At 66.4% G+C, this 18936-nt stretch carries 19 protein-coding genes and 1 pseudogene; 12 read left to right on the forward strand and 8 right to left on the reverse strand.

All coding sequences use genetic code 11. The features are described from left to right. Positions 1–537: an isopentenyl-diphosphate Delta-isomerase gene (idi, locus tag LFT46_RS15515; RefSeq protein WP_236820279.1), complete on the reverse strand. Its 537-nt coding sequence runs from the start codon at positions 535–537 to the stop codon at positions 1–3. A gap of 35 nt (positions 538–572) precedes the next feature. On the opposite strand from idi, the gene LFT46_RS15520 reads away from it, so the two are divergent. The 7 genes and pseudogenes from LFT46_RS15520 (at position 573) to LFT46_RS15545 (ending at position 5785) form a co-directional block, all read left to right on the forward strand. Next, entirely contained in the window at positions 573–1640 is a 1068-nt protein-coding gene (locus tag LFT46_RS15520) for a polyprenyl synthetase family protein (protein ID WP_236820280.1), read from the forward strand. Further along, a pseudogene (locus LFT46_RS21180) lies at positions 1637–1984 on the forward strand (squalene/phytoene synthase family protein); the annotation flags it as partial. The gene LFT46_RS15520 and the pseudogene LFT46_RS21180, both read left to right, overlap by 4 nt. Before the next feature lie 70 nt (positions 1985–2054). Beyond that, entirely contained in the window at positions 2055–2552 is a 498-nt protein-coding gene (locus LFT46_RS21185; protein ID WP_272910841.1) for a phytoene/squalene synthase family protein, read from the forward strand. A 5-nt stretch (positions 2553–2557) separates the two neighbouring features. Next, positions 2558–4249 (forward strand): phytoene desaturase family protein, encoded by a 1692-nt coding sequence (gene crtI, locus LFT46_RS15530; RefSeq protein ID WP_236820281.1) that lies wholly within the window; start codon positions 2558–2560, stop codon positions 4247–4249. After that, a complete protein-coding gene (locus LFT46_RS15535) occupies positions 4246–4593 on the forward strand; it encodes a lycopene cyclase domain-containing protein (RefSeq protein ID WP_373992615.1) in 348 nt (115 codons plus the stop codon). Before crtI ends, LFT46_RS15535 begins: the two co-directional genes overlap by 4 nt. Beyond that, positions 4590–4925 carry a lycopene cyclase domain-containing protein gene (locus LFT46_RS15540; RefSeq protein WP_236820282.1) on the forward strand — a complete coding sequence of 112 codons (336 nt, stop codon included), beginning with the start codon at positions 4590–4592 and terminating at the stop codon, positions 4923–4925. The genes LFT46_RS15535 and LFT46_RS15540 overlap by 4 nt, the downstream gene beginning before the upstream one ends. Continuing rightward, the gene (locus tag LFT46_RS15545; protein ID WP_236799309.1) at positions 4922–5785 is read left to right on the forward strand and encodes a prenyltransferase; all 864 of its coding nucleotides are present in this window, start codon (positions 4922–4924) and stop codon (positions 5783–5785) included. The genes LFT46_RS15540 and LFT46_RS15545 overlap by 4 nt, the downstream gene beginning before the upstream one ends. Before the next feature lie 126 nt (positions 5786–5911). Here the strand turns inward: LFT46_RS15545 and LFT46_RS15550 are convergent, their stop codons facing one another. Further along, complete coding sequence (locus LFT46_RS15550) at positions 5912–6670, reverse strand: SGNH/GDSL hydrolase family protein (RefSeq protein WP_236820283.1); 759 nt, start codon at positions 6668–6670, stop codon at positions 5912–5914. A gap of 92 nt (positions 6671–6762) precedes the next feature. On the opposite strand from LFT46_RS15550, the gene LFT46_RS15555 reads away from it, so the two are divergent. Further along, positions 6763–6885 (forward strand): hypothetical protein, encoded by a 123-nt coding sequence (locus tag LFT46_RS15555; protein ID WP_373992617.1) that lies wholly within the window; start codon positions 6763–6765, stop codon positions 6883–6885. A gap of 7 nt (positions 6886–6892) precedes the next feature. Here LFT46_RS15555 and LFT46_RS15560 read toward each other — a convergent pair whose 3' ends face one another. Genes LFT46_RS15560 through LFT46_RS15575 form a run of 4 tightly spaced genes read right to left on the reverse strand, consistent with a single transcriptional unit; the run spans position 6893 to position 11947 of the window. Then, entirely contained in the window at positions 6893–8467 is a 1575-nt protein-coding gene (locus LFT46_RS15560) for a UxaA family hydrolase (RefSeq protein WP_236820284.1), read from the reverse strand. Positions 8468–8513: 46 nt separating this feature from the next. Further along, on the reverse strand, positions 8514–9479 hold the full coding sequence (locus tag LFT46_RS15565) for a C-terminal binding protein (RefSeq protein ID WP_236820285.1): 966 nt from the start codon (positions 9477–9479) through the stop codon (positions 8514–8516). Between the two features lie 34 nt (positions 9480–9513). Beyond that, entirely contained in the window at positions 9514–10425 is a 912-nt protein-coding gene (locus LFT46_RS15570) for a dihydrodipicolinate synthase family protein (protein WP_236820286.1), read from the reverse strand. Between the two features lie 40 nt (positions 10426–10465). Then, positions 10466–11947, reverse strand: coding sequence for an MFS transporter (locus LFT46_RS15575; protein WP_236799317.1), 1482 nt, complete (start codon positions 11945–11947; stop codon positions 10466–10468). 308 nt (positions 11948–12255) lie between these two features. Between LFT46_RS15575 and LFT46_RS15580 the strand changes: the two genes are divergently transcribed. Next, positions 12256–13470, forward strand: a complete 1215-nt coding sequence (locus LFT46_RS15580; protein ID WP_236820287.1) for an alpha-hydroxy acid oxidase — start codon at positions 12256–12258, stop codon at positions 13468–13470. 31 nt (positions 13471–13501) lie between these two features. On the opposite strand, the gene LFT46_RS15585 is transcribed toward LFT46_RS15580, so the two are convergent. Beyond that, on the reverse strand, positions 13502–14257 hold the full coding sequence (locus tag LFT46_RS15585) for an IclR family transcriptional regulator (RefSeq protein WP_236820288.1): 756 nt from the start codon (positions 14255–14257) through the stop codon (positions 13502–13504). A gap of 128 nt (positions 14258–14385) precedes the next feature. Here LFT46_RS15585 and LFT46_RS15590 point away from each other — a divergent pair, with 128 nt between their 5' ends. Then, positions 14386–15858 carry an aldehyde dehydrogenase (NADP(+)) gene (locus LFT46_RS15590; RefSeq protein ID WP_236820289.1) on the forward strand — a complete coding sequence of 491 codons (1473 nt, stop codon included), beginning with the start codon at positions 14386–14388 and terminating at the stop codon, positions 15856–15858. Continuing rightward, on the forward strand, positions 15855–17036 hold the full coding sequence (locus LFT46_RS15595) for a fumarylacetoacetate hydrolase family protein (RefSeq protein WP_236820290.1): 1182 nt from the start codon (positions 15855–15857) through the stop codon (positions 17034–17036). The genes LFT46_RS15590 and LFT46_RS15595 overlap by 4 nt, the downstream gene beginning before the upstream one ends. Positions 17037–17104: 68 nt before the next feature. Here the strand turns inward: LFT46_RS15595 and LFT46_RS15600 are convergent, their stop codons facing one another. Continuing rightward, the gene (locus LFT46_RS15600) at positions 17105–17803 is read right to left on the reverse strand and encodes a GntR family transcriptional regulator (RefSeq protein ID WP_236820291.1); all 699 of its coding nucleotides are present in this window, start codon (positions 17801–17803) and stop codon (positions 17105–17107) included. A gap of 216 nt (positions 17804–18019) precedes the next feature. Between LFT46_RS15600 and LFT46_RS15605 the strand changes: the two genes are divergently transcribed. Then, positions 18020–18934, forward strand: a complete 915-nt coding sequence (locus LFT46_RS15605; protein WP_236820292.1) for an ABC transporter substrate-binding protein — start codon at positions 18020–18022, stop codon at positions 18932–18934. Positions 18935–18936: the final 2 nt, after the last annotated feature.

Genomic DNA, 18936 nt, shown 5'->3' on the forward strand with positions numbered 1-18936 from the left:
CTAAGCGCCGAACCGCTCCGGGTAGAGCAGCGGCAGCTGGAGGGTCAGCCAAGGGCTGAAGGCCCAGGGGGTCGCGGCCACCGCGGCGGTGATCAGGGCGGGGTCGGTCCACTGCCACTCCATGACCTCGTCGGCCCGGGGATCCAGCGGCGACGTGGCGCGCGCCGTGAAGACCGGGCAAATCTCGTTTTCCACCACGCCGGAGGCATCCACCGCCCGGTATCGGAAGTCCGGAACCCGCAGTTCAATGTCCGAAAGGTGCAGGCCGAGCTCGTACTCGCCCCGGCGCCGCACGGCATCCTCGAGTTCCTCTCCCGGAGCGGGGTGCCCGCAGAAGGAATTGGTCCAGACTCCGGGCCAGGTCAGCTTGGACAAGGCGCGGCGGGTGAGGAGGATGCGGCCATCGGAATCGTACACGTGGGCGGAGAAGGCCAGGTGCAGGGGCGTGAAGGAGGTGTGCACGGCAGCTTTGTCCTCGACGCCAACGGGTGTTCCGTCTTCGGCGGCCAGGACCACCTGCTCTGTCTTCCCGTTCAATTGCCCTCCCATAGGTGCCCGTGTTTACTTTACCTATGGATACGGGGACCACGCTGGCGCACACCGATGACGGCCGCTTGGTCAATGACGTTCTGCAATCCTTCTTTGCCCGGGCCAAGATGAGGGCCGGCGCGCTGCACCCCCAGTACCTTCGCCTGTGGGAACACCTTGAGGCCTGCACGGTGGGTGGCAAGCGCTTCCGTCCCCGGCTGGTGATGACCACCTACTCCCTGCTGGGCGGCAGCGACAGGACGGCGGCAGCCACGCTGGCCGCTTCCTACGAGCTGCTGCACACTGCCCTGATCATCCACGACGACGTGGTGGACCAGGACTTCACCCGCCGCGGGATGCCCAACCTCGCCGGCGCCTACCGCAGCCTCGCCACGGACCAGGGCAGCAGCCCGGACAGGGCAGAGCACACCGGCTTGTCCGCCGGGGTGATCGCCGGGGACCTGGCGCTGTCCAACGCCTACCGGTTCCTGGCCGAAGTCGAGGCGGACCCGGCCATCCGGCAGCGGCTGGGCGACCTCCTTGACGAGGCCGTCATGGCTTCGGCGGCCGGGGAACTCCTGGATGTGCTGGCACCCCTGGACCCCACGCCACAGACCGTGGACCAGGTCCTGGAGATGTCCAAGCTGAAAACGGCGGTGTATTCCTTCGACACGCCGCTGCGCGCCGGGGCCGTCCTGGCCGGCGCGGACCGGGAACTGGTGGAGGCCCTGGGCGGGTTCGGCCGCATCATTGGCACCGCGTACCAGGTGGCTGATGACCTGGTGGGCGCGTTCGGGGATGAGTCGAGGACCGGCAAGACCGGCTGGGGCGACCTGCGCGAGGGCAAGCGCACGGCCCTGATCTCCTACGCGGCGCAGCAACCCCAGTGGACCCGCATCAGAGAGCTGCTCTCCAAGGACCTCACGGCCAGGGATGCCGCCGAGATCCGCGAACTCCTGGTGGCCTCCGGGGCGCGGGACAAGACCCTGAAACTCGCCGCGGACCTCACCGAACGGGCCCTGGATGTCCTGGTCCAGCCGTTCGTGCCGCAAGAGCTGCGCGACGGCCTCTCCCCCCTGTCCCGCCTGGTCACCGATCGGATGGGCGCATGAAGCGGGACCGCGACGCGCTGGCCGACTACACCGCCGCCGCCCTCAAGTCCTCGGGCGTGGTGCTCCGCTCCTATTCGAGTTCCTTCGGCCTCGCCTCCAAGTTGTTTGACGACGCCGTCCGCCGCCAGGTGGATTCCGTGTACGCGCTGGTGCGGGTGGCGGATGAGATTGTCGACGGCGTCACCTCCGCGGCGGGCCTGTCACCGGAGGAGAGCCGGCGGCAGCTGGACGCGTTCGAGCAGGAAACCGAGAATGCCCTGGCCACCGGCTACAGCAGCAACCTGGTGATCCATGCGTTCGCGGACACTGCGCGCCGTACCGGCATCGGCACCGATCTCACCCGCCCGTTCTTTGCCTCGATGCGGGCGGACCTGGAGCAGTCGGAGCACACGCCGGAATCCTTCACGGAAGTACGTGTACGGATCCGCGGAAGTGGTGGGCCTCATGTGCCTGAGGTGCTTTCTCTACGGGCAACCGGTCAGCGCGGAGGAACGGGCGCGGCTGGAGCGCGGCGCCCGGCACCTGGGCGCGGCCTTCCAGAAGATCAACTTCCTCCGCGACCTGGCCGAGGACTTCACCTCCCTGGGCCGCAGCTACTTCCCCGGCGTCAGCCCCGCCAACTTCGACGAGGCGCAGAAGATCCGGCTCCTGGCGGACATCGACCACGACCTGCAGGAATCCCGCGCGGTGCTGCGCAGCCTGCCACCATCCTGCCGCCTGGCCGTTGCCCTGGCCCAGGAGCTCTTCGCCGAACTGGCCGAGCGGATCAGGGTCACGCCTGCACCAGACCTGATCCGGGCGAGGATCAGCGTGCCCACCCCCGTGAAGCTGAAGATCGCCGCCGCCGTGCTCACCGGAAGGCGCGGCCTGGAACCAGTTGCCGCGCGCCCGGCCCGGGTGGCGGCGCAGTGACGGCCGTGAAGAAAGCAGTTCCGTCCGGGCGGGCAGCTGGACCCGGCAAAACGGTGGTGGTGATCGGCGGCGGCATCAGCGGACTGGCGACGGCGGCCCTGCTCGCCACCGAGGGGCACCGCGTCACCATCCTGGAGAAACAGAACGTCCTGGGCGGCCGGGCGTACACGTTCAGTGAGGATGGCTTCAGGTTCGACGCCGGGCCCTCCTGGTACCTGATGCCCGAGGTCATCGACCACTACTTCCAGCTCCTGGGCACCTCCGCCGCCGAGCAGCTGGACCTGCTGAAGCTGGACCCCGGCTACCGGCTCATCTCCGAAGGCGCCGCCGAACCCGTGGACGTCCCGGCCGGGCGGGCACGGGTGGTGGCGCTGTTTGACCGGCTGGAACCCGGCGCCGGCCCCCGGCTGGAGAAGTACCTGGACTCCGCCGCCGAGACCTACACCATGGCCAAGCGCCGCTTCCTGTATCCCACCTTCCAGTCCTTCGCCCCGCTGCTGGTGCCGGACATCCTGGCCCGGCTCCCCCGGCTGGCCCGCCTGCTGCTGGAGCCGCTGCACAGCTACGCCCGCCGCTACGTCAGCAATCCACGCCTGCAGCAGATCCTGGAGTACCCGGCGGTGTTCCTGGGCGCCTCGCCGTTCAGCGCGCCCAGCATGTACCACCTGATGAGCCACCTGGACCTGGAGGTGGGCGTCTACTACCCGATGGGCGGCTTCGCGCGGCTGGTGGAGGCGCTGGAAAAGCAGGCCCGCAACGCCGGCGTGACCATCAGGACCAGCACGGAGGTGCTGGAAATCGAAACGGCGCCCATCATCTCCCGGCGGCGTCCGGCGGCCGTGCGCGGGGTGCGCTTCCGCAAGGGTGACGGAACGGAGGAAAGCCTGCCGGCCGACGTCGTAATTTCCGCTGCCGACCTGCATCACAGCGAAACCGCGCTGCTCCCCCGGAACCTCCAGACCTACCCGCAGCGGTACTGGCAGCGGCGCACCGCCGGGCCCAGTGCCCTGCTGCTGTACCTGGGCGTCCGCGGCGGGCTGCCGCAGCTGCAGCACCACACCCTCCTCTTCACCAAGGACTGGGAGGAGAACTTCAAGGCGATCTTCGGTAAGGACACGTTCATTCCTGAGCCGGCGTCGATGTACGTATGCAAGCCCAGCGCCACCGATCCGGACGTGGCGCCGGACGGGCACGAGAACGTGTTCGTGCTGGTGCCCATCCCGCCGGATCCGGGGCTGGGCGGCAGCGGTGACGAGCGGCTGGAACGCGCGGCCGACGCCGTGATCGGGCAGCTCAGTGAGTGGGCGGGCATCCCGGACCTGGCCGGGCGCATCGTGGTGCGGCGGATGTACGGGCCGGCAGATTTTGAGCGCGACTACCACTCGTGGAAGGGCACGTCGCTGGGGCCGGCGCACACGCTGAAGCAGAGCGCGTTCTTCCGGGCCGGCAACGTCAGCCGCAAGGTGGAGGGGCTGTACTACGCGGGGGCGTCCACCATTCCGGGGATCGGCATTCCCATGTGCCTGATCAGCGCCGAGCTGGTGGTCAAGCGGCTCCGCGGCGACACCAGCACCGGTCCCCTGTCGGCGCCGCTGCGTCTGGCAGGCACAGCAGTGCCATCGGCACCTGCACAAGAGGGAACAGTGCCACCGGCACCTGCTGAAGAGGGAACAGTTTCAAAGGGTACGACGGCGTGACGGCGGTTGCGTACCTGGCGTTCCTTTTGGTGTCGCTGGGCTGCATGGTGCTGCTGGACCAGCGGTTGCGGCTCTTCTTCTGGCAGGACGCCCGGCGCGCGGCCGTGGTGCTGGCGGCGGGGCTGGTGTTCTTCCTGGCGTGGGACCTGTCCGGGATCGGGCTCGGCATCTTCTTCCGCGGGCACAACGAGACGATCGGGATCGAGCTGGCACCGGAGCTGCCGCTGGAGGAGCCGATCTTCCTGGTGTTCCTCTGCTACCTGGTGATGAACCTGTTCCAGCTGTTCCGGCGGTTCCTCGCGGCACGTCTGGCGCACGGCGAGAAAGTGGAGGAACGCTCATGAGCTACTGGGCACTGAACGCGGTATTCCTCATCGCCGCCCTGGCCGTGGGCACCGCCGCCGCCATCCGGCTCAAGGGCCGGACGCGGAAAGTGGCGCTGGCAGCGGCAGGCGGGGCGGCCGCCGTCGTCCTGGTCCTGACGGCGGTGTTCGACAACCTGATGATCGCCTTCGGACTGTTCACCTATGCGCCGGGGATGATTTCCGGGGCGAAGGTGGGGCTGGCCCCGCTGGAGGATTTTGCGTACCCGGTGGCCGCGGTGCTGCTGCTGCCGGGCCTGTGGATCCTGCTGGACCGGACCTCAAAAGCCGGCACGTCGGGAAGGCGGCCATGAAGACCTTACGGATGCTCCTGCTGTCCTCCCGCCCGCTGTCCTGGGTGAACACGGCGTACCCGTTTGCCGCGGCGTACCTGCTCACGGCGCGCGAGATCGACCTGGCCTGGGTGGTGGGGACCCTGTATTTCCTCATCCCCTACAACCTGGCGATGTACGGCATCAATGACGTGTTCGACTACGAATCGGACCTCCGGAACCCGCGCAAGGGCGGTGTGGAGGGCGCGGTGCTGGACCGGACCATGCATGCCGTCACGCTCCGGGCGGCGATCGGCACCAACGTGCCGTTCCTGGCGGCGCTGGTCCTGCTCGGCAACCCGCTGTCCTGGCTGGTGCTGGCGGTCAGCATCTTCGCGGTGGTGGCCTATAGCGCGCCGGGGCTGCGGTTCAAGGAGCGGCCGTTCCTGGATTCGGCCACGTCCAGCACGCACTTCGTGAGCCCGGCCGTGTACGGGCTGGTGTTGGCGCAGGCGCAGTTCACGCCGGCGCTGTGGGCGCTGCTGGGGGCGTTCTTCCTGTGGGGCGTGGCCAGCCACGCGTTCGGCGCGGTGCAGGACGTGGTGGCGGACCGGGCCGGCGGCATCGGATCCGTGGCCACTGTGATCGGTGCCAAGGCCACGGTGCGCTTCGCAATCGCCGCCTACCTGCTGGCCGGTGTGCTGCTGCTGTTCACACCGTGGCCGGGACCGCTCGCAGCCCTGCTGGCGCTCCCCTACGCGGTGAGCATCCTCCCATTCGCCTCGGTCACGGACGAGGACTCGGAGCAGGCCCACCGCGGGTGGGAACGGTTCCTGTGGCTGAACTACGTCACAGGGTTCTTCGTGACCATGCTGCTGATCTGGTACGCCGCGGTCCGTTAGGGGGCCTAGCCCTCCAGCTGCTGTCACGCAAGGTCTTCGAAGCTGTCCTCACCCGGCCGCCAGGCCATCCACCGGCCGTCCGGGAAGCCGCTGAGTTCGGCGATCTTCACTTCAGCACGGCGGGGATCAGGATGACGCTATCCGCTGGAGCACGGCATCGGCGATGGCTGCATGGCCCGCATCGTTGGGGTGGAAGGTGTCCCTGCTCCCCAGCCACACCGGATCACCGGCCGGGCCCCTGTTGGCCGGCGTGCCAAAAAGTTCCTTCAGGGAAATGAACTGGCCGCCATGAGCATGGCACCCTGCTGTGATGGCAGCGTCCAGGGCGGCGGTTCTGCCAGCAGCTGCCGGCGCCCACACGCCCAGGCACAGGAGCTTGGCGTAAGGGGAGGCCGCGGCAACACGGTTCAGGTAATCCTTGTACTGCCGGGCGAACACCGCGGTGTCCGTGTTCGTGACCAAGTCGTTGGTGCCCAGTTCTACAACGGCAAGGCCTGCACCACGAGGGACCGCGAACCCCGAGGCGACGTCCTGTAGCCGGTACCCCGACTTGTACGTTCCAACTTCCTCAACGGCACCACGCTTTCCCAATCCAGCCGTGACCAGCCGCCGGAACGAGGTGTCCTCCGTGGTCGAAAACTCGCCGGCGGTCAGTGAGTCGCCGCTGAAGAACAAACGCAGGGGATGCTCCTGCGGCCAGGTCAGCTTTACTTGCCCCGCGTCCGGCGCAGCGGCGATCGCGGCATCCGGCCCCGCCGGCGTCGATGCTGTCTGCTCCTGGGGCTGCGCTTCGTTTCCTGCTGCCGGGTCCCGGGCCGCGCGGTTCAGGGACAGAAAGACGACGATAGCGGCGGCCACCATGAGCACGGCCAGCACCGCAACCATAAAGAACCTACGGCCTGCCCACCTGCCCACAAATACCCCCGCCCCGGCCACACAACTCAGCACATCGTACCGGGATGCGGCGCAGGCAGTGAGTGCCCGCACCTCGCGGCCTCTCGGAGCAGGCCCACCGCGGGTGGGAACGGTTCCTGTGGCTGAACTGCGTCACAGGGTTCTTCGTGACCATGCTGCTGATCTGGTACTCGGCGGTGCGGTAGGCGGCACCTAGAGAACGGTGGACAGTTGCCAGGGGACAAACTCGTTGTCCCCGTAGCCCAATTCCTCGCTCTTGGTTTCCTGGCCCGAGGCCACGGCCAGGATGAGGTCGAAGATCTGCTGCCCCATCTCCTCGATGGTCAGCTGCCCGTCCGCCACCGCCCCGCAGTTCACGTCGATGTCGTCCCGCATGCGTTCATACAGCGGGGTGTTGGTGGCCAACTTGATGCTCGGTGTGGGCTTGCAGCCGAAGGCGGAGCCCCGGCCGGTGGTGAAGGCGAGGACCTGGGCGCCGCCGGCCACCATGCCGGTGGCGTTGACGGGGTCGTATCCCGGGGTGTCCATGAAGACCAGGCCGTGGGCGGTAATGGGTTCGGCGTACTCCACGACGTCCACCAGGTTGGTGGTCCCGCCCTTCGCCACGGCTCCCAGGGACTTTTCCAGAATGGTGGTGAGTCCGCCGGCTTTGTTCCCGGGGGACGGGTTGTTGTTGATCGACGATCCGTCCTGGGTAACGTGCCGTTCCCACCAGCGGATGCGTTCCATGAGCTTGTCTGCCGTGTGCTGGGACTCGGCGCGGGACGTGAGCAGGTGCTCGGCGCCGTAAATTTCCGTGGTTTCGCCAAATACTGCGGTGCCGCCGTGCCTGATGAGCAGGTCCGCGGCTGCGCCCAGCGCCGGGTTTGCGGTGACGCCGGAGAAGGCGTCCGAGCCTCCGCACTCCATGGCGAGGACAAGCTCCGAGGCGGGAACGGCAGTCCTCTGTGCCTTGTTGATTTCGGGAAGCAGTTCCTCGATCCGCCGCACCCCTTCGGCCACCGTGGCCTTGGTGCCGCCCTGCGCCTGGATGGTCATGCTGGAAATCGACTTGTCAGGGCTCAGCGACCACCCGGTGGTGAGGCCGGCAATCTGGTTGACTTCGCAGCCCAGCCCCAGTACCAGGATGCTGGCGAAGTTGGGGTGGTTCGCGTACCCGTGGAGGGTCCGGCGCAGCACCTCAAAGCCGTAGTTTCCGTCCCCTCCGGTGCCGCATCCAGAGGAATGCGTCAGGGCCACCACGCCGTCCACGTTGGGGTACTGGTCCAGGACCCCGCTGTTCTCGATCCGGGAGGCGATGAGTTTCGCCGCCGTCGCGGAACAGTTGACGGACGTCAGGATGCCGATGTAGTTCCGGGTACCGACGGACCCGTTCATCCGCCGGTACCCCTGGAAGGTTGCCCGCTGATCCTCGGGCACGAAATCGGTCTCCCGCAGCGCGGTGCCCGCCTGGCCGGCCCGGTCGAACTCCCGGTATGCCACGTTGTGGACGTGCACATGTTCGCCCTTGCTGATCAGGCGCCCCGCGAAACCGATGATCTGGCCGTACTTCCGGACCGGTTCATCGGCCTCGATGGTCCGCAAAGCCACCTTGTGTCCGCCGGGAATCTCATCCGCGCACAGCAACTCACCGCCGTTAACGGAAAGGGAAGTGCCGGCGGGAACCGTCCCCAGGGCGGTGCCAACGTTGTCCTCCGGATGCAGGACCAGCAGTCCCATGTCCGCGGCAAGCCGCGGGTTTGCGATCAGTTCAATCGGTGTGCTCATGTTTCTGCCTTTACTGTTGGCCCCGCTCCGGCGGCACCGGGGGTGGCTAGCTGAGGACCTCGGGGTTGACGATGTTGCGCGGCCGGCGGCCCAGGACTGCATCCACCACGTTCTCCGCGGTGCGCCGCTTCAGCTCATCGCTGGATTCCTCCGTATACCAGGCGGTGTGCGGTGTCAGCACCACGCGCTCAAGGTCCAGCAACGCACTGTTAAGGGGAAGGGGCTCTTCCTCAAAGACGTCCAGGCCTGCTGCCTGGAGTTTTCCGTTCTTCAGCGCGTCAACAAGGGCCGCGGTGTCAATCACCCCGCCGCGGCAGGTGTTGATGATGGTGGCCCCCGCCTTGAACTGCCCCAGCGTGCCTGCGTTGATCAAGTGGTGGGTGTGCTTGTTCAACGGCACGTGCAGGGATACGACGTCGGACGCGGCCAGCAGTTCTTCCAAGGTCACCACCTCGATGCCTTCCTTGGTGGTGGTCCCCGGGGTGTGGAGGGGATCGTAGCCCAGGGCACGGTAGCCCAGAGCCTTGGCCTTGGCTGCGGTGGCCGCCCCGATCAGGCCCAGTCCGATCACGCCGAAGGTCTGTGAAGAGAAGCGGCGGATTGGCTTGACCGAGTCGAGCCGGGTTTCCCCGGCCCGGACTCCCCTGTCCAGGTCCGGGATGCCGCGCGCCAGCGTCAGGGCGAGGGCAATAGCGTGGTCGCTGACGTCCTCCACACCGTAGTCGGGCACGTTGGACACCACCACACCGCATTCCGTTGCGGCTGGGACGTCAACGGTGTCCACGCCTACTCCGTACCGGCTGACGGCTTTCAGGCGCGGCAGGCCCTTGAGGACGCGTTCGGTGATGGGGGCGTACTGGACAATGAGCCCGTCCACATCGGCCGCAGCCGCCAGGACGTCGTCCTCCGTCCTGCAGTTGGCCCGAACAAGTTCAACACCGTTGGCGTCCGCCACGGCCTGCTCCTGGCTGATCGACTCGAATTCGTAGTCGGTGATTAGTATGCGCGGCATGCCCGCCCTTTCCTCTTCCTGCGTCCTGTGATCCTCACGCCCAGCGGAGAATCAGCGGGTCTTTGCGTTTGGCCATCTCCACCAGCTGCGCCCGGGTGTGCGGGTTCAGCTCCCCCACCGGATGGCGCGTCCTGTCGCTGGCAATGATGTTGCCCTCCTTCATCAGGACTTTAGTGGCGCGCAGGCCGCACTGCCGGTTCTCGAAGTGGATGAACGGAAGCAGGTCTTCCCAGGCGTGGATCGCCTTGTCCCGTTCCCCTGCATGAAAGTCCCGCACGATCCGGCCCAGCTGGTCCGGAACCATGCAGCTGCTCATCGTGCCCACGGCCCCGGCTTCCAGGTCCGGGATGAGCGTGATGGCTTCCTCGCCGTCGAACAGTCCGGGCAGCGACGGCCCGGCCGCGGCACCGAGCGCACGGAGCTTGTCCGCGGCCTGGGGCATCTCGATCTTGGCGTAGTTCACGTTCGGCATCTCCGTGGCGATCCGTGCCAGGAGGGCCACGGACAGCGGGGTGGTGCTCATCGGTGCGTCCTGGATCATGATGTCGATCTCCAGGCCGTCGGCCACGCGCTTGAAGTACTCCACCACGGCGTCGTCGTCCACTTTCATGGTGGCCCCGAAGAACGGCGGCATGAGCATCACCATCTCCGCGCCGAGCTCCTGGGCGTGAAGGCTGCGCTCCCGGGCGATCCGCGAGCTGAAGTGGCTGGTGGTGACGCAGACCGGCAGCCGCCCGTCCAGGTGCTCCATGGTGGTCCGGAGCACCTGCTCGCGTTCCTCGTCGGTCAGCGAGAACTGCTCCGAGTAGTTGGCCAGGATGCAGACGGCGTCGGACTTGCCGTCCACCAGGTAATCCAGGACCCTGCGCTGGCCGTCGAGGTCCAGTTCCTCATTGTCGGCGAAAATGGTGGGCGCTACCGGCATTACGCCAGTGATGGCACTCATGGTTGTCCTTCAGGGTTTGTAGGGGTTGCGGGCACCGGAATCAGCGGTTTGCACTGACCGCGGCCACGGACTGGTCCTCGTAGTCTTCGGCGTCGATGTCGCGGCCGTGCGGGTCCCACTTGTTGATCAGGATCACCACGATGGCGATGGCGGGAACAACAGCGAGCACCAGCAGCGCACGGGTTCCCCAGGCGGCCGTGGCCAGGGGCCAGAACACGAGCCCGGCGATCGCTCCGAGGCGGATGCCGATCTGGGTGAAGCCGGTGCCGGCTCCGCGGAGGGAGGTGGGGTAGGACATGGTGGCCATGGTCATTCCCTGGGCTCCGGGGCCTGCTGCGTGGCAGAAGATCAGGAGGCCGATGACCAGGGCGCCGATGAAGGACCAGGCACCTTCGACGTTGCTGAGGCTGCCGGCGATGATCATGCAGGTGAAGGTGCCGCAGAAGCCGAGGAGTGACAGCTTGCGCGGGCCGATCTTGCCGGAGAGGCGGGCACCGATGAAGCCGCCGGTAACGCCGAAGCAGACGTTGAGGATGAGCGAGGACATGATGTTGGTCATCACGTTCTGGGTGTGCAGCATGGCGAGCACGATCTGCCCGACGAAGAAGCCGACAGCGTAGTACTCCATGGACTGGCTGGCGTTGATGACGAGGGCCAGGCCAGTGCGGCCGCGGTACTTCTTGCCCACCAGCTTGCCCCAGGCCTGGGTGAGGGTCATCTGGAACTGCTTGCGCTCGGCACGGGGGTCCACGGCGTCTTCCGCCACTTCGGCGTCCACGTTGTAGGTCCGCTTAAGGATCTTGGCTGCTTCGTGCAGGCCCAGGTTCTGCGCCGCCCAGGAGGGGGACTCCGCCATGTACTTCTGGCGGAAGATCATGATCAGGATGGCCGGGACGGCGCCGAAGCCGACAACGATGCGCCACATCTGGTTTTCCGGCCACTGCATGCCCTGGAAGAGGAAGTACACGGGAATCAGCAGTGCGAAGGTGGATGCGACGGCGACGTACCACATAGGCTGCCAGAGGGAGACGGTGCCGCCCTTCTTCTTCTGTGAGGCGTATTCGGCCAGGAAGCTGAAGGCGACAGGGAAGTCGACGCCGATGCCCAGGCCCATGATGAAGCGGGCAATGATGAGGGTCCAGACGTCCGGGGCCACGGCGCAGGCGATGGCGGCAACGACGAAGAAGACCATGTCCGCCATGAACACCTTGAACCGGCCGAGCTTGTCCACGAAGTAGCCGCCGAAGACTGATCCCACCAGGGCGCCAACCATGATCGAGGCGGACACCACGGCCAGCATCTCGGGAGTCAGGTGGAAGTCCTTGGAGATGTAGGGCAGGCCGAACGCCACCGAGGTGAAGTCGTAGGCGTCCAGGAAGATGCCGCCCAGGGCGATGAGGGTGATGGCAAAGGATTTGCCCTTCTGGAGGGCACCGCTGTTGATGAGGTCTGTGACGTCCTGGGCGGAGCGCAGGACGATCCGTCCGCCGCTGGGTGCAGCGGCGTTGGGGACTGCTGACATTGGGGGTCCTTTCGAAAGCCCACTGCTTTGTGGGTCTCGGATTTTGCAAGTCTTATGTTCGATATTTCGAACGTTGGTCGATGTGGCGATCAAGCGATCGCTGGGGTAGGGTGATCGGGAACACAAAGGAGTCTAGGGACGCCACCCCGGCCCGTCAAGCACTGGACCGGGATTTGGACGGGAAGGCCTGCATCAGCGGCGACGCGGCCACCAGCGGGACATTGACCGAACGATCAACTGGCCCGACTCACCAACACCAGCCAGCCGACCTTTGTACTAAATTTCGAACATGAGAGGGGTTGCTCCCCATGGAGGACCGTCAACTGCCCAAGTGGTCCGAGATCCGCGAACTTGTCCAGTTCCGGAGCTTCGAGATGGACCCCGTGCAGCGAAGGCTTGCCCGGGCGTTCACCATCGCGGACCTTCGCGCGATGGCGCAGAAGACCACGCCGAAGGCTGTCTTCAACTACACGGACGGCGCTGCGGAGGAGGAAATCACCATCGCCCGGTGCCGGCAGGCCTACCGGGACGTGGAGTTCTCGCCGGCAGTCCTCCGTGATGTCTCGGATCCCGATCCTTCCACGAAGCTTTTTGGCCGGACCATCGACTTCCCCCTGGTCCTGGCGCCCACCGGCTACACGCGGATGATGCACAACGACGGCGAGAAGGCAGTTGCGCGGGTAGCGGCCCGGAACAACATTCCGTACACCCTCTCCACGGTGGGCACCACCACCGTGGAGGACCTCGCCAAGGCGGTGCCTGAAGGGAACAACTGGTTCCAGCTCTACATCGCCAAGGACCGGAGCAAAACCGAGGGCCTGCTGGAGCGGGTGCTGACCAGCGGCTACGACGTCCTGATGGTCACCGTGGACACCCAAGTGGGCGGTGCCCGCGTCAGGGAGCTGCGTGACGGGCTGACCATCCCGCCCACGTTGTCGCCGAAGACCTTTGCCGACATGGCGTTGCACCCGTCCTGGTGGTTCGACAAACTCACCACCCCGCCCATCGAGTTCGCGTCCCTCAAAGGCTTCGGCGGGAACTCGGCAGAGGTGGCGGACCAGGTGTTCGATCCCGCCCTGACGTTCGAGGACATCGCCTGGCTGCGTAAAGTGTGGCCGCACAAGTTGCTGGTCAAGGGCATCCAGACGGTCAAGGATGCGGAACGGGTTGTCGAGCTGGGCTGCGACGGAGTAGTCCTGTCCAACCACGGGGGCCGGCAGCTGGACCGCTCGCCCACCATCCTAAAGATCCTCCCCCAGGTCCGCGAGGCCCTGGGATCCAACCCCACGGTGCTGATCGACAGCGGCATCATGTCCGGCAGTGACATCCTGGCCGCCGTCGGCCTGGGAGCGGATGCGGCGATGGTGGGCCGGGCCTACCTCTACGGCCTGATGGCCGGCGGCGAGCGCGGCGCCGCCCATGCCGTGAAGATCCTGCGCTCCCAGTACGTACGGTCCATGCAGCTGCTGGGCGTCAAGTCCACGGCCGGCATTTCGGGCGATCATGTGGCACTGGCCGGCTGACCGCCAGGGGTTCGCCCCGCTCCCCCAGCCGTCAGCGGTAGCCGAGCTCGGCACTCAAGCGGGCAGCGCCGTCGGCCGCCAGCGCCGACCACTCCTCCACCGGGCGCTGGTTCCAGCGCATGTCCGGCACGGAGATGCTCAGGGCCGCCACCACTGCGCCGGTGTAGTCCCGGACCGGCGCAGCCACGCAGGAAACGTCCGGCGTGGACTCCCCGGACTCGAAGGCCAGCCCGGAGGCACGGATCTCGTCCAGGACGTTGGCGAGCGCGTGGGGTTCAGTGATGCTGTTGGGGGTCAGTTTGGCAAGGCCCTTTGTGATGATGCGCTTGCGTTCGGCGTCCGGCAGGTACGCCAGAAGGGCCTTGCCCACGGCGGTGCAGCTCGCCGGAAGCCGGCCGCCCATGCGCGAGACCATGCGCACGGACTGGGTGCTGTCCACCTTGCAGATGTACACCACGTCCGCGCCGTCGAGGATTCCCACGTTCACGGTCTCGTCGCACTCCCTGCCCACGGACTGGGAAATGCGCAGCCCGACGGCGTGCAGGTCCAGCCGTTCGGCGAACGCGTTGCCCAGCCGGAAGACGCTCAGCCCCAGGTGGTAGGTGGCGGTGGCATCGTCCCGGCGGAGGTATTTGCGCTCCGTCAGGGTGGTGAGCAGTTCGTGGACGGTGGTCCGGGGAAGGCCGGTCCGTTGCACCACTTCGGGTGCGGAAAGCCCGTGGCGGGCGTCCATGAAAAGCTCCAGGACGTCGAGGCTCCTGACGACGGCGGGGGTCAAGCGGGGCACGTGAAGTCCTTTCGTTTGGGGCGCGATGGCCTAGCGCGGCTTCCAGTCTACGTGCACCGTTCGAAATATCGCACATTGTTCGACAAGGAATGGATTTGGAACTAAAGATGATTCCAGGAGGAAACAACATGCAGACCACCCCAGAGCAGGTCGAAAACCAGATAGTGGCCGCGCACGCGGCCTACGAGCAGGCCCGGGACGTGGAACCACAGGTCCGCGGGTCCTGGCTGGAGGCCATCGCCGCCGCCCTCGAAGCCAACGCGGATGAACTCGTTGGCCTCGGAGAACAGGAAACCCACCTGGACCAGGGCCGGCTGCGTTTCGAACTGAAGCGCTCGGTCTTCCAGCTGCGCCTCTTCCGGAGCGAAATCCTTGCCGGTGAGCACCTGGGCGCCATCATTGACCACGCCGACCAGGACTGGGGAATGGGCCCCCGCCCGGACCTGCGCAGGGTCAACGTGCCCCTCGGCGTCGTGGGCGTCTTCGGTGCCTCCAACTTCCCCTTTGCATTCAGCGTGATGGGCGGGGACACTGCCTCCGCCCTCGCGGCCGGCTGCGCCGTGGTGCACAAGATCCACGAAGGGCACCTGCAGCTCGCGCTGCGCACGGCAGCCATCGTCGAGGAAGCACTTGCCGCAGCAGGCGCACCGCAGGGACTGTTTTCCGCCGTGGTGGGCCGGAAGGCAGCCGAAGCACTGGTCGACCATCCCCTGACCAAGGCGATTGGCTTCACGGGCTCCACCGCGGGCGGCCGGGCGCTTTTTGACCGGGCCTGCCGCCGCCCCACCCCCATTCCCTTCTACGGCGAGCTGGGCAGCATCAACCCCGTGTTCGTCACGGAGCAGGCCTGGGCTACGCGCCGGGACGCCATCCTTTCGGGTTACGCCGCGTCATTCACCGCCGGGATGGGGCAGTTCTGCACCAAGCCGGGACTGCTGTTCGCGCCCGCGGAGGATATGGACGAGGTGGCAGCCCTGCTTCAGCAGGAACTCGAAGCCAAGAGCGTGGCACCGCTCCTGAGCCCCAAGCTCCGCGAGGGCTTCGACGCCGCCCTGGAAAAGGTACGGTCCGCCGAGGGCGTGGACGTGCTGGTGAAGGGCGACGACGCCGAGGCTCCCCGGCCCACCGTGCTGGCCACCACCGCGGAGGCAGTGCTGGCACAGCCGGAGCTGCTGGAGCAGGAGATGTTCGGCCCCGCCACCCTGATCATCCGGTACCGTCCCGGCACCGACCTCACCGAACTGGCAGCCCTGCTGGAGGGCCAGCTGACGGCCACCGTCCAGGGTGAGCCGGAGGAAAAGCTCGAGGACCTGCTGACGGTGCTGCGGGAACGGAGCGGCCGGCTGGTGTGGAACGCCTGGCCAACGGGAGTCAGCGTCACCTACGCGCAGCAGCACGGTGGGCCCTATCCCGCCACCACCGCCGCCTCCACCACCTCCGTAGGCACCGCTGCCATCGGACGATTCATGCGACCGGTTGCCTACGACTCCTTCGCCCCGGAGCAGCTTCCGCCTGCCCTCCGGGATGACAACCCCTGGAACATCACGCGGCGGGTGGACGGAATCCACCAGCCTGCCGGACAGAAAGCTGAAACACGATGACGACTGTTAGTGCAGACCAGATCCTGCCCGCGGATGCGGACAAGGCCCTTTTGGTGGGGCGCGTCTGGGACCCGGAGACCGGTGGGCCGCGCGTGGTCTCCATCAGCGGACAGGACGTCTTCGACCACACCCCGCACGTACACACCGTTGCGGAACTTCTGGACCTGGACGACCCAGCGGGGCTCATTATGTCCACCCGCGAGTCGCCCAGTTGGGACCTGGCGGCCCTGATCGATGCTTCCCTGGCGCAGGACACGGAACGCCCGCACCTCCTGGCCCCGGTGGACCTGCAGGTGGTCAAAGCCTGCGGCGTGACGTTCGTGGACAGCATGATTGAGCGGGTCATCGAGGAACGGTGCGGCGGTGACTTCCACCAGGCCGCGGCCGTCCGTGAGTCCGTCCTGGCCGTTCTGGGCTCCGACCTCGCCAGCGTGCGGCCGGGCTCCGAGGAGGCCCGGCAGGTCAAGGAGGTGTTCACCGCCAAGGGGATGTGGTCCCAGTACCTGGAGGTGGGGCTGGGCGCCGACCCGGAAGTCTTCACCAAGGCCCCGGTGCTCTCGAGCGTGGGGTTTGGGGCTCGAATCGGCATCCCGTCGTTCTCGAGCTGGAACAACCCGGAGCCGGAGCTGGTCCTGATCGTGGATTCCCGCGGCCGGGTGCGTGGCGCGACGGTGGGCAATGACGTGAACCTGCGCGATGTGGAGGGCCGCAGCGCACTCCTGCTGGGCATGGCCAAGGACAACAACGCGTCCTGCGCCATCGGCCCGTTTATCCGCCTCTTCGACGACCGGTTCAGCCTGGAGTCGCTGCGGAGCGAGGACATCACCATGACGGTGGAGGGAACCGACGGCTACCGTCTTGACGGGAAAAACAGCCTGTCCCGGATCAGCCGGCCCTTCGAGGAACTGGTGGGGGCCGCCTACGGCAGGCACCACCAGTACCCGGACGGCTTTGCCCTGTTCACCGGGACGCTCTTTGCCCCCAGCCAGGACCGGGATACGCCGGGCCTGGGGTTCACGCACAAGGAGGGCGACCGGGTCACGATCCACAGCGCCCAGCTGGGGTCGCTAATCAACACCACGGGCACCGCCGAGGACCTCCCGGCGTGGAGTTTTGGGATCCGCGACCTGATGGAATACCTGTCACGGTTTGTCCAGGTCCCGGTGCGGCAAAGCTAGCGCCGCAAATATATGACCCAGGGAAAGGCCCAGTAACTACCGACCAGGTTCTGGGCCTTTTCCGCGTCCTACTGCTGCCCGAACTTCTGCAGGCTGAGCGAGCGGCTCCTGATCCCCTCGATGTGGCTGTTCATCGCGGCCGTCGCCGCGGCCGGGTTCCCTGCCTTGAACGCATCGATGATGGCCTGGTGCTCCTGCACGGTGTGGTCGCCGCTCATGTCGTTGTGCACCATGAGCCGGAACCGCTGGATGTGCCCCTCGATGGAGCCGTAGGCGCGGAGCAGGAACTCGTTGTCGGTGGCTTCCACGATGCGCCGGTGGAAGTTCTCGTCTGCCTGCCAGTAGGCCCGGTAACCCGCGAAGGTGTCGCCCCCATGGCGCGACGCCTCAAGGTCGCGGTGGAGCTTTTCCAGGTCCGCCACCAGCTCCTCGGTTGAGTTGGTGCAGGCAATGCTGGTGCACGCGGGTTCCAGGATCGCCCGCGAGGTCAGCAGCGCCGCGACGTCGCTGGCTGTCGGTTCGGGGGCCACCTTGTAACCACGCAGGGCTTCGCGCCGGACCATGCCGGTTGTTTCCAGCCGCGCCAGGGCTTCCCGGACCGGCGTGGAGGACACCTTGAAGCGCTTGGCCAGCCCGTCGATGCTCAGCGGCGAGCCCGTGGAGATCTTGTCATCCAGCAACAGGGACAGGATGGCCTCGAACACCTGGTCAACCAGCATGGGCCGGCCGGGGATGAGTACTTCTTCTTCAGGCGAAGCGGCGTTCATTTCGGAATCCTATGCGAAGTATCGGTCAACGAAGGCAGCGCCAGAGGCGCTTCCCGTCACAAAACAATGACCGCAAAAAAGGTGTTGGCGGAAAATCGTGCATGATGTACGGTACATGATACCGGACAGCGAAGTGATCTGTACCACAGCCAAGCTGCCCATCAAGGTTGGAAGCTCTCCTACCACCCCTCCTCCCCCACCTCCGAAGGCGTGTAGATGATTCAGTTTCGATCGATGTTGGTGACCGTCGCCGCAGTTTCCATGGCGAGCGTGCTTCTCTCCGGGTGCTCCAACCCCGAAATGACCAGCTCAGCCCAGTCCGATGCCCCTAAAAGCTCGAGCTCCGAGGGGGCCGTCAAAGTCGACGAAGCCGCCGCCGCAGCACTCCCCAAGGATGCGCGGGACAGGGGAACGCTGACCGTCACCATGAGCCAGAGCTCACCTCCCCTGCACTTCATGGCCGCCGACGGGACAACCATTCAAGGCATTGACCCGGAAATTGCCATGGCCCTGGGCCAGACGCTGGGCCTGAAAACGGAGGTAAAGAGCGGCCCCTTCGACGGCATCATCCCCGGTATTGCTGCCGGCAAGTTCGACATGGTGATTTCCCAGATGTCCCCCTCCACCGAACGCATGAAAGTCCTTGATTTCGTGGACTACTACCAGTCAGGCAGCGGCATCGGCGTCGCTCCGGGCAACCCGCAGCACCTGACTCTGGACACGTTCTGCGGCAAGCGTGTTGGCGTGCTGAAGGGTTCGTTCCAGGACCTCAAGCGCCTGCCGGCCCTGTCTAAGGCCTGCACGGACGGCGGCAAACCGGCTATCGAAGCCATGACCTACCCGGATATGCAGGCCCCCAACCTCGCCTTGACGGCCGGACGCATCGATGCGGTCTACATCGACGGACCCACCCTGGGCTACGCCATCAAGCAGGGCGGCCAGATCGAACTGCTCGGCGAAAAGGACGTCTCCCCCGTCAGCATCGGCTTCAAGAAGGGGGCGGGCATGGAAAAGGCGGTCCAGCTCGGCATGGAGTCTCTCGCGAAGAGCGGCAAGTACAAGGAAATCCTCGACAAGTGGGGCGTGGGCACCGGTGCAATCTCTGACTTCGCCTTCAACAAAGCGCAGTAGCC

This window comes from Arthrobacter sp. FW306-07-I (genome assembly GCF_021800405.1).
Classification (GTDB): domain Bacteria; phylum Actinomycetota; class Actinomycetes; order Actinomycetales; family Micrococcaceae; genus Arthrobacter.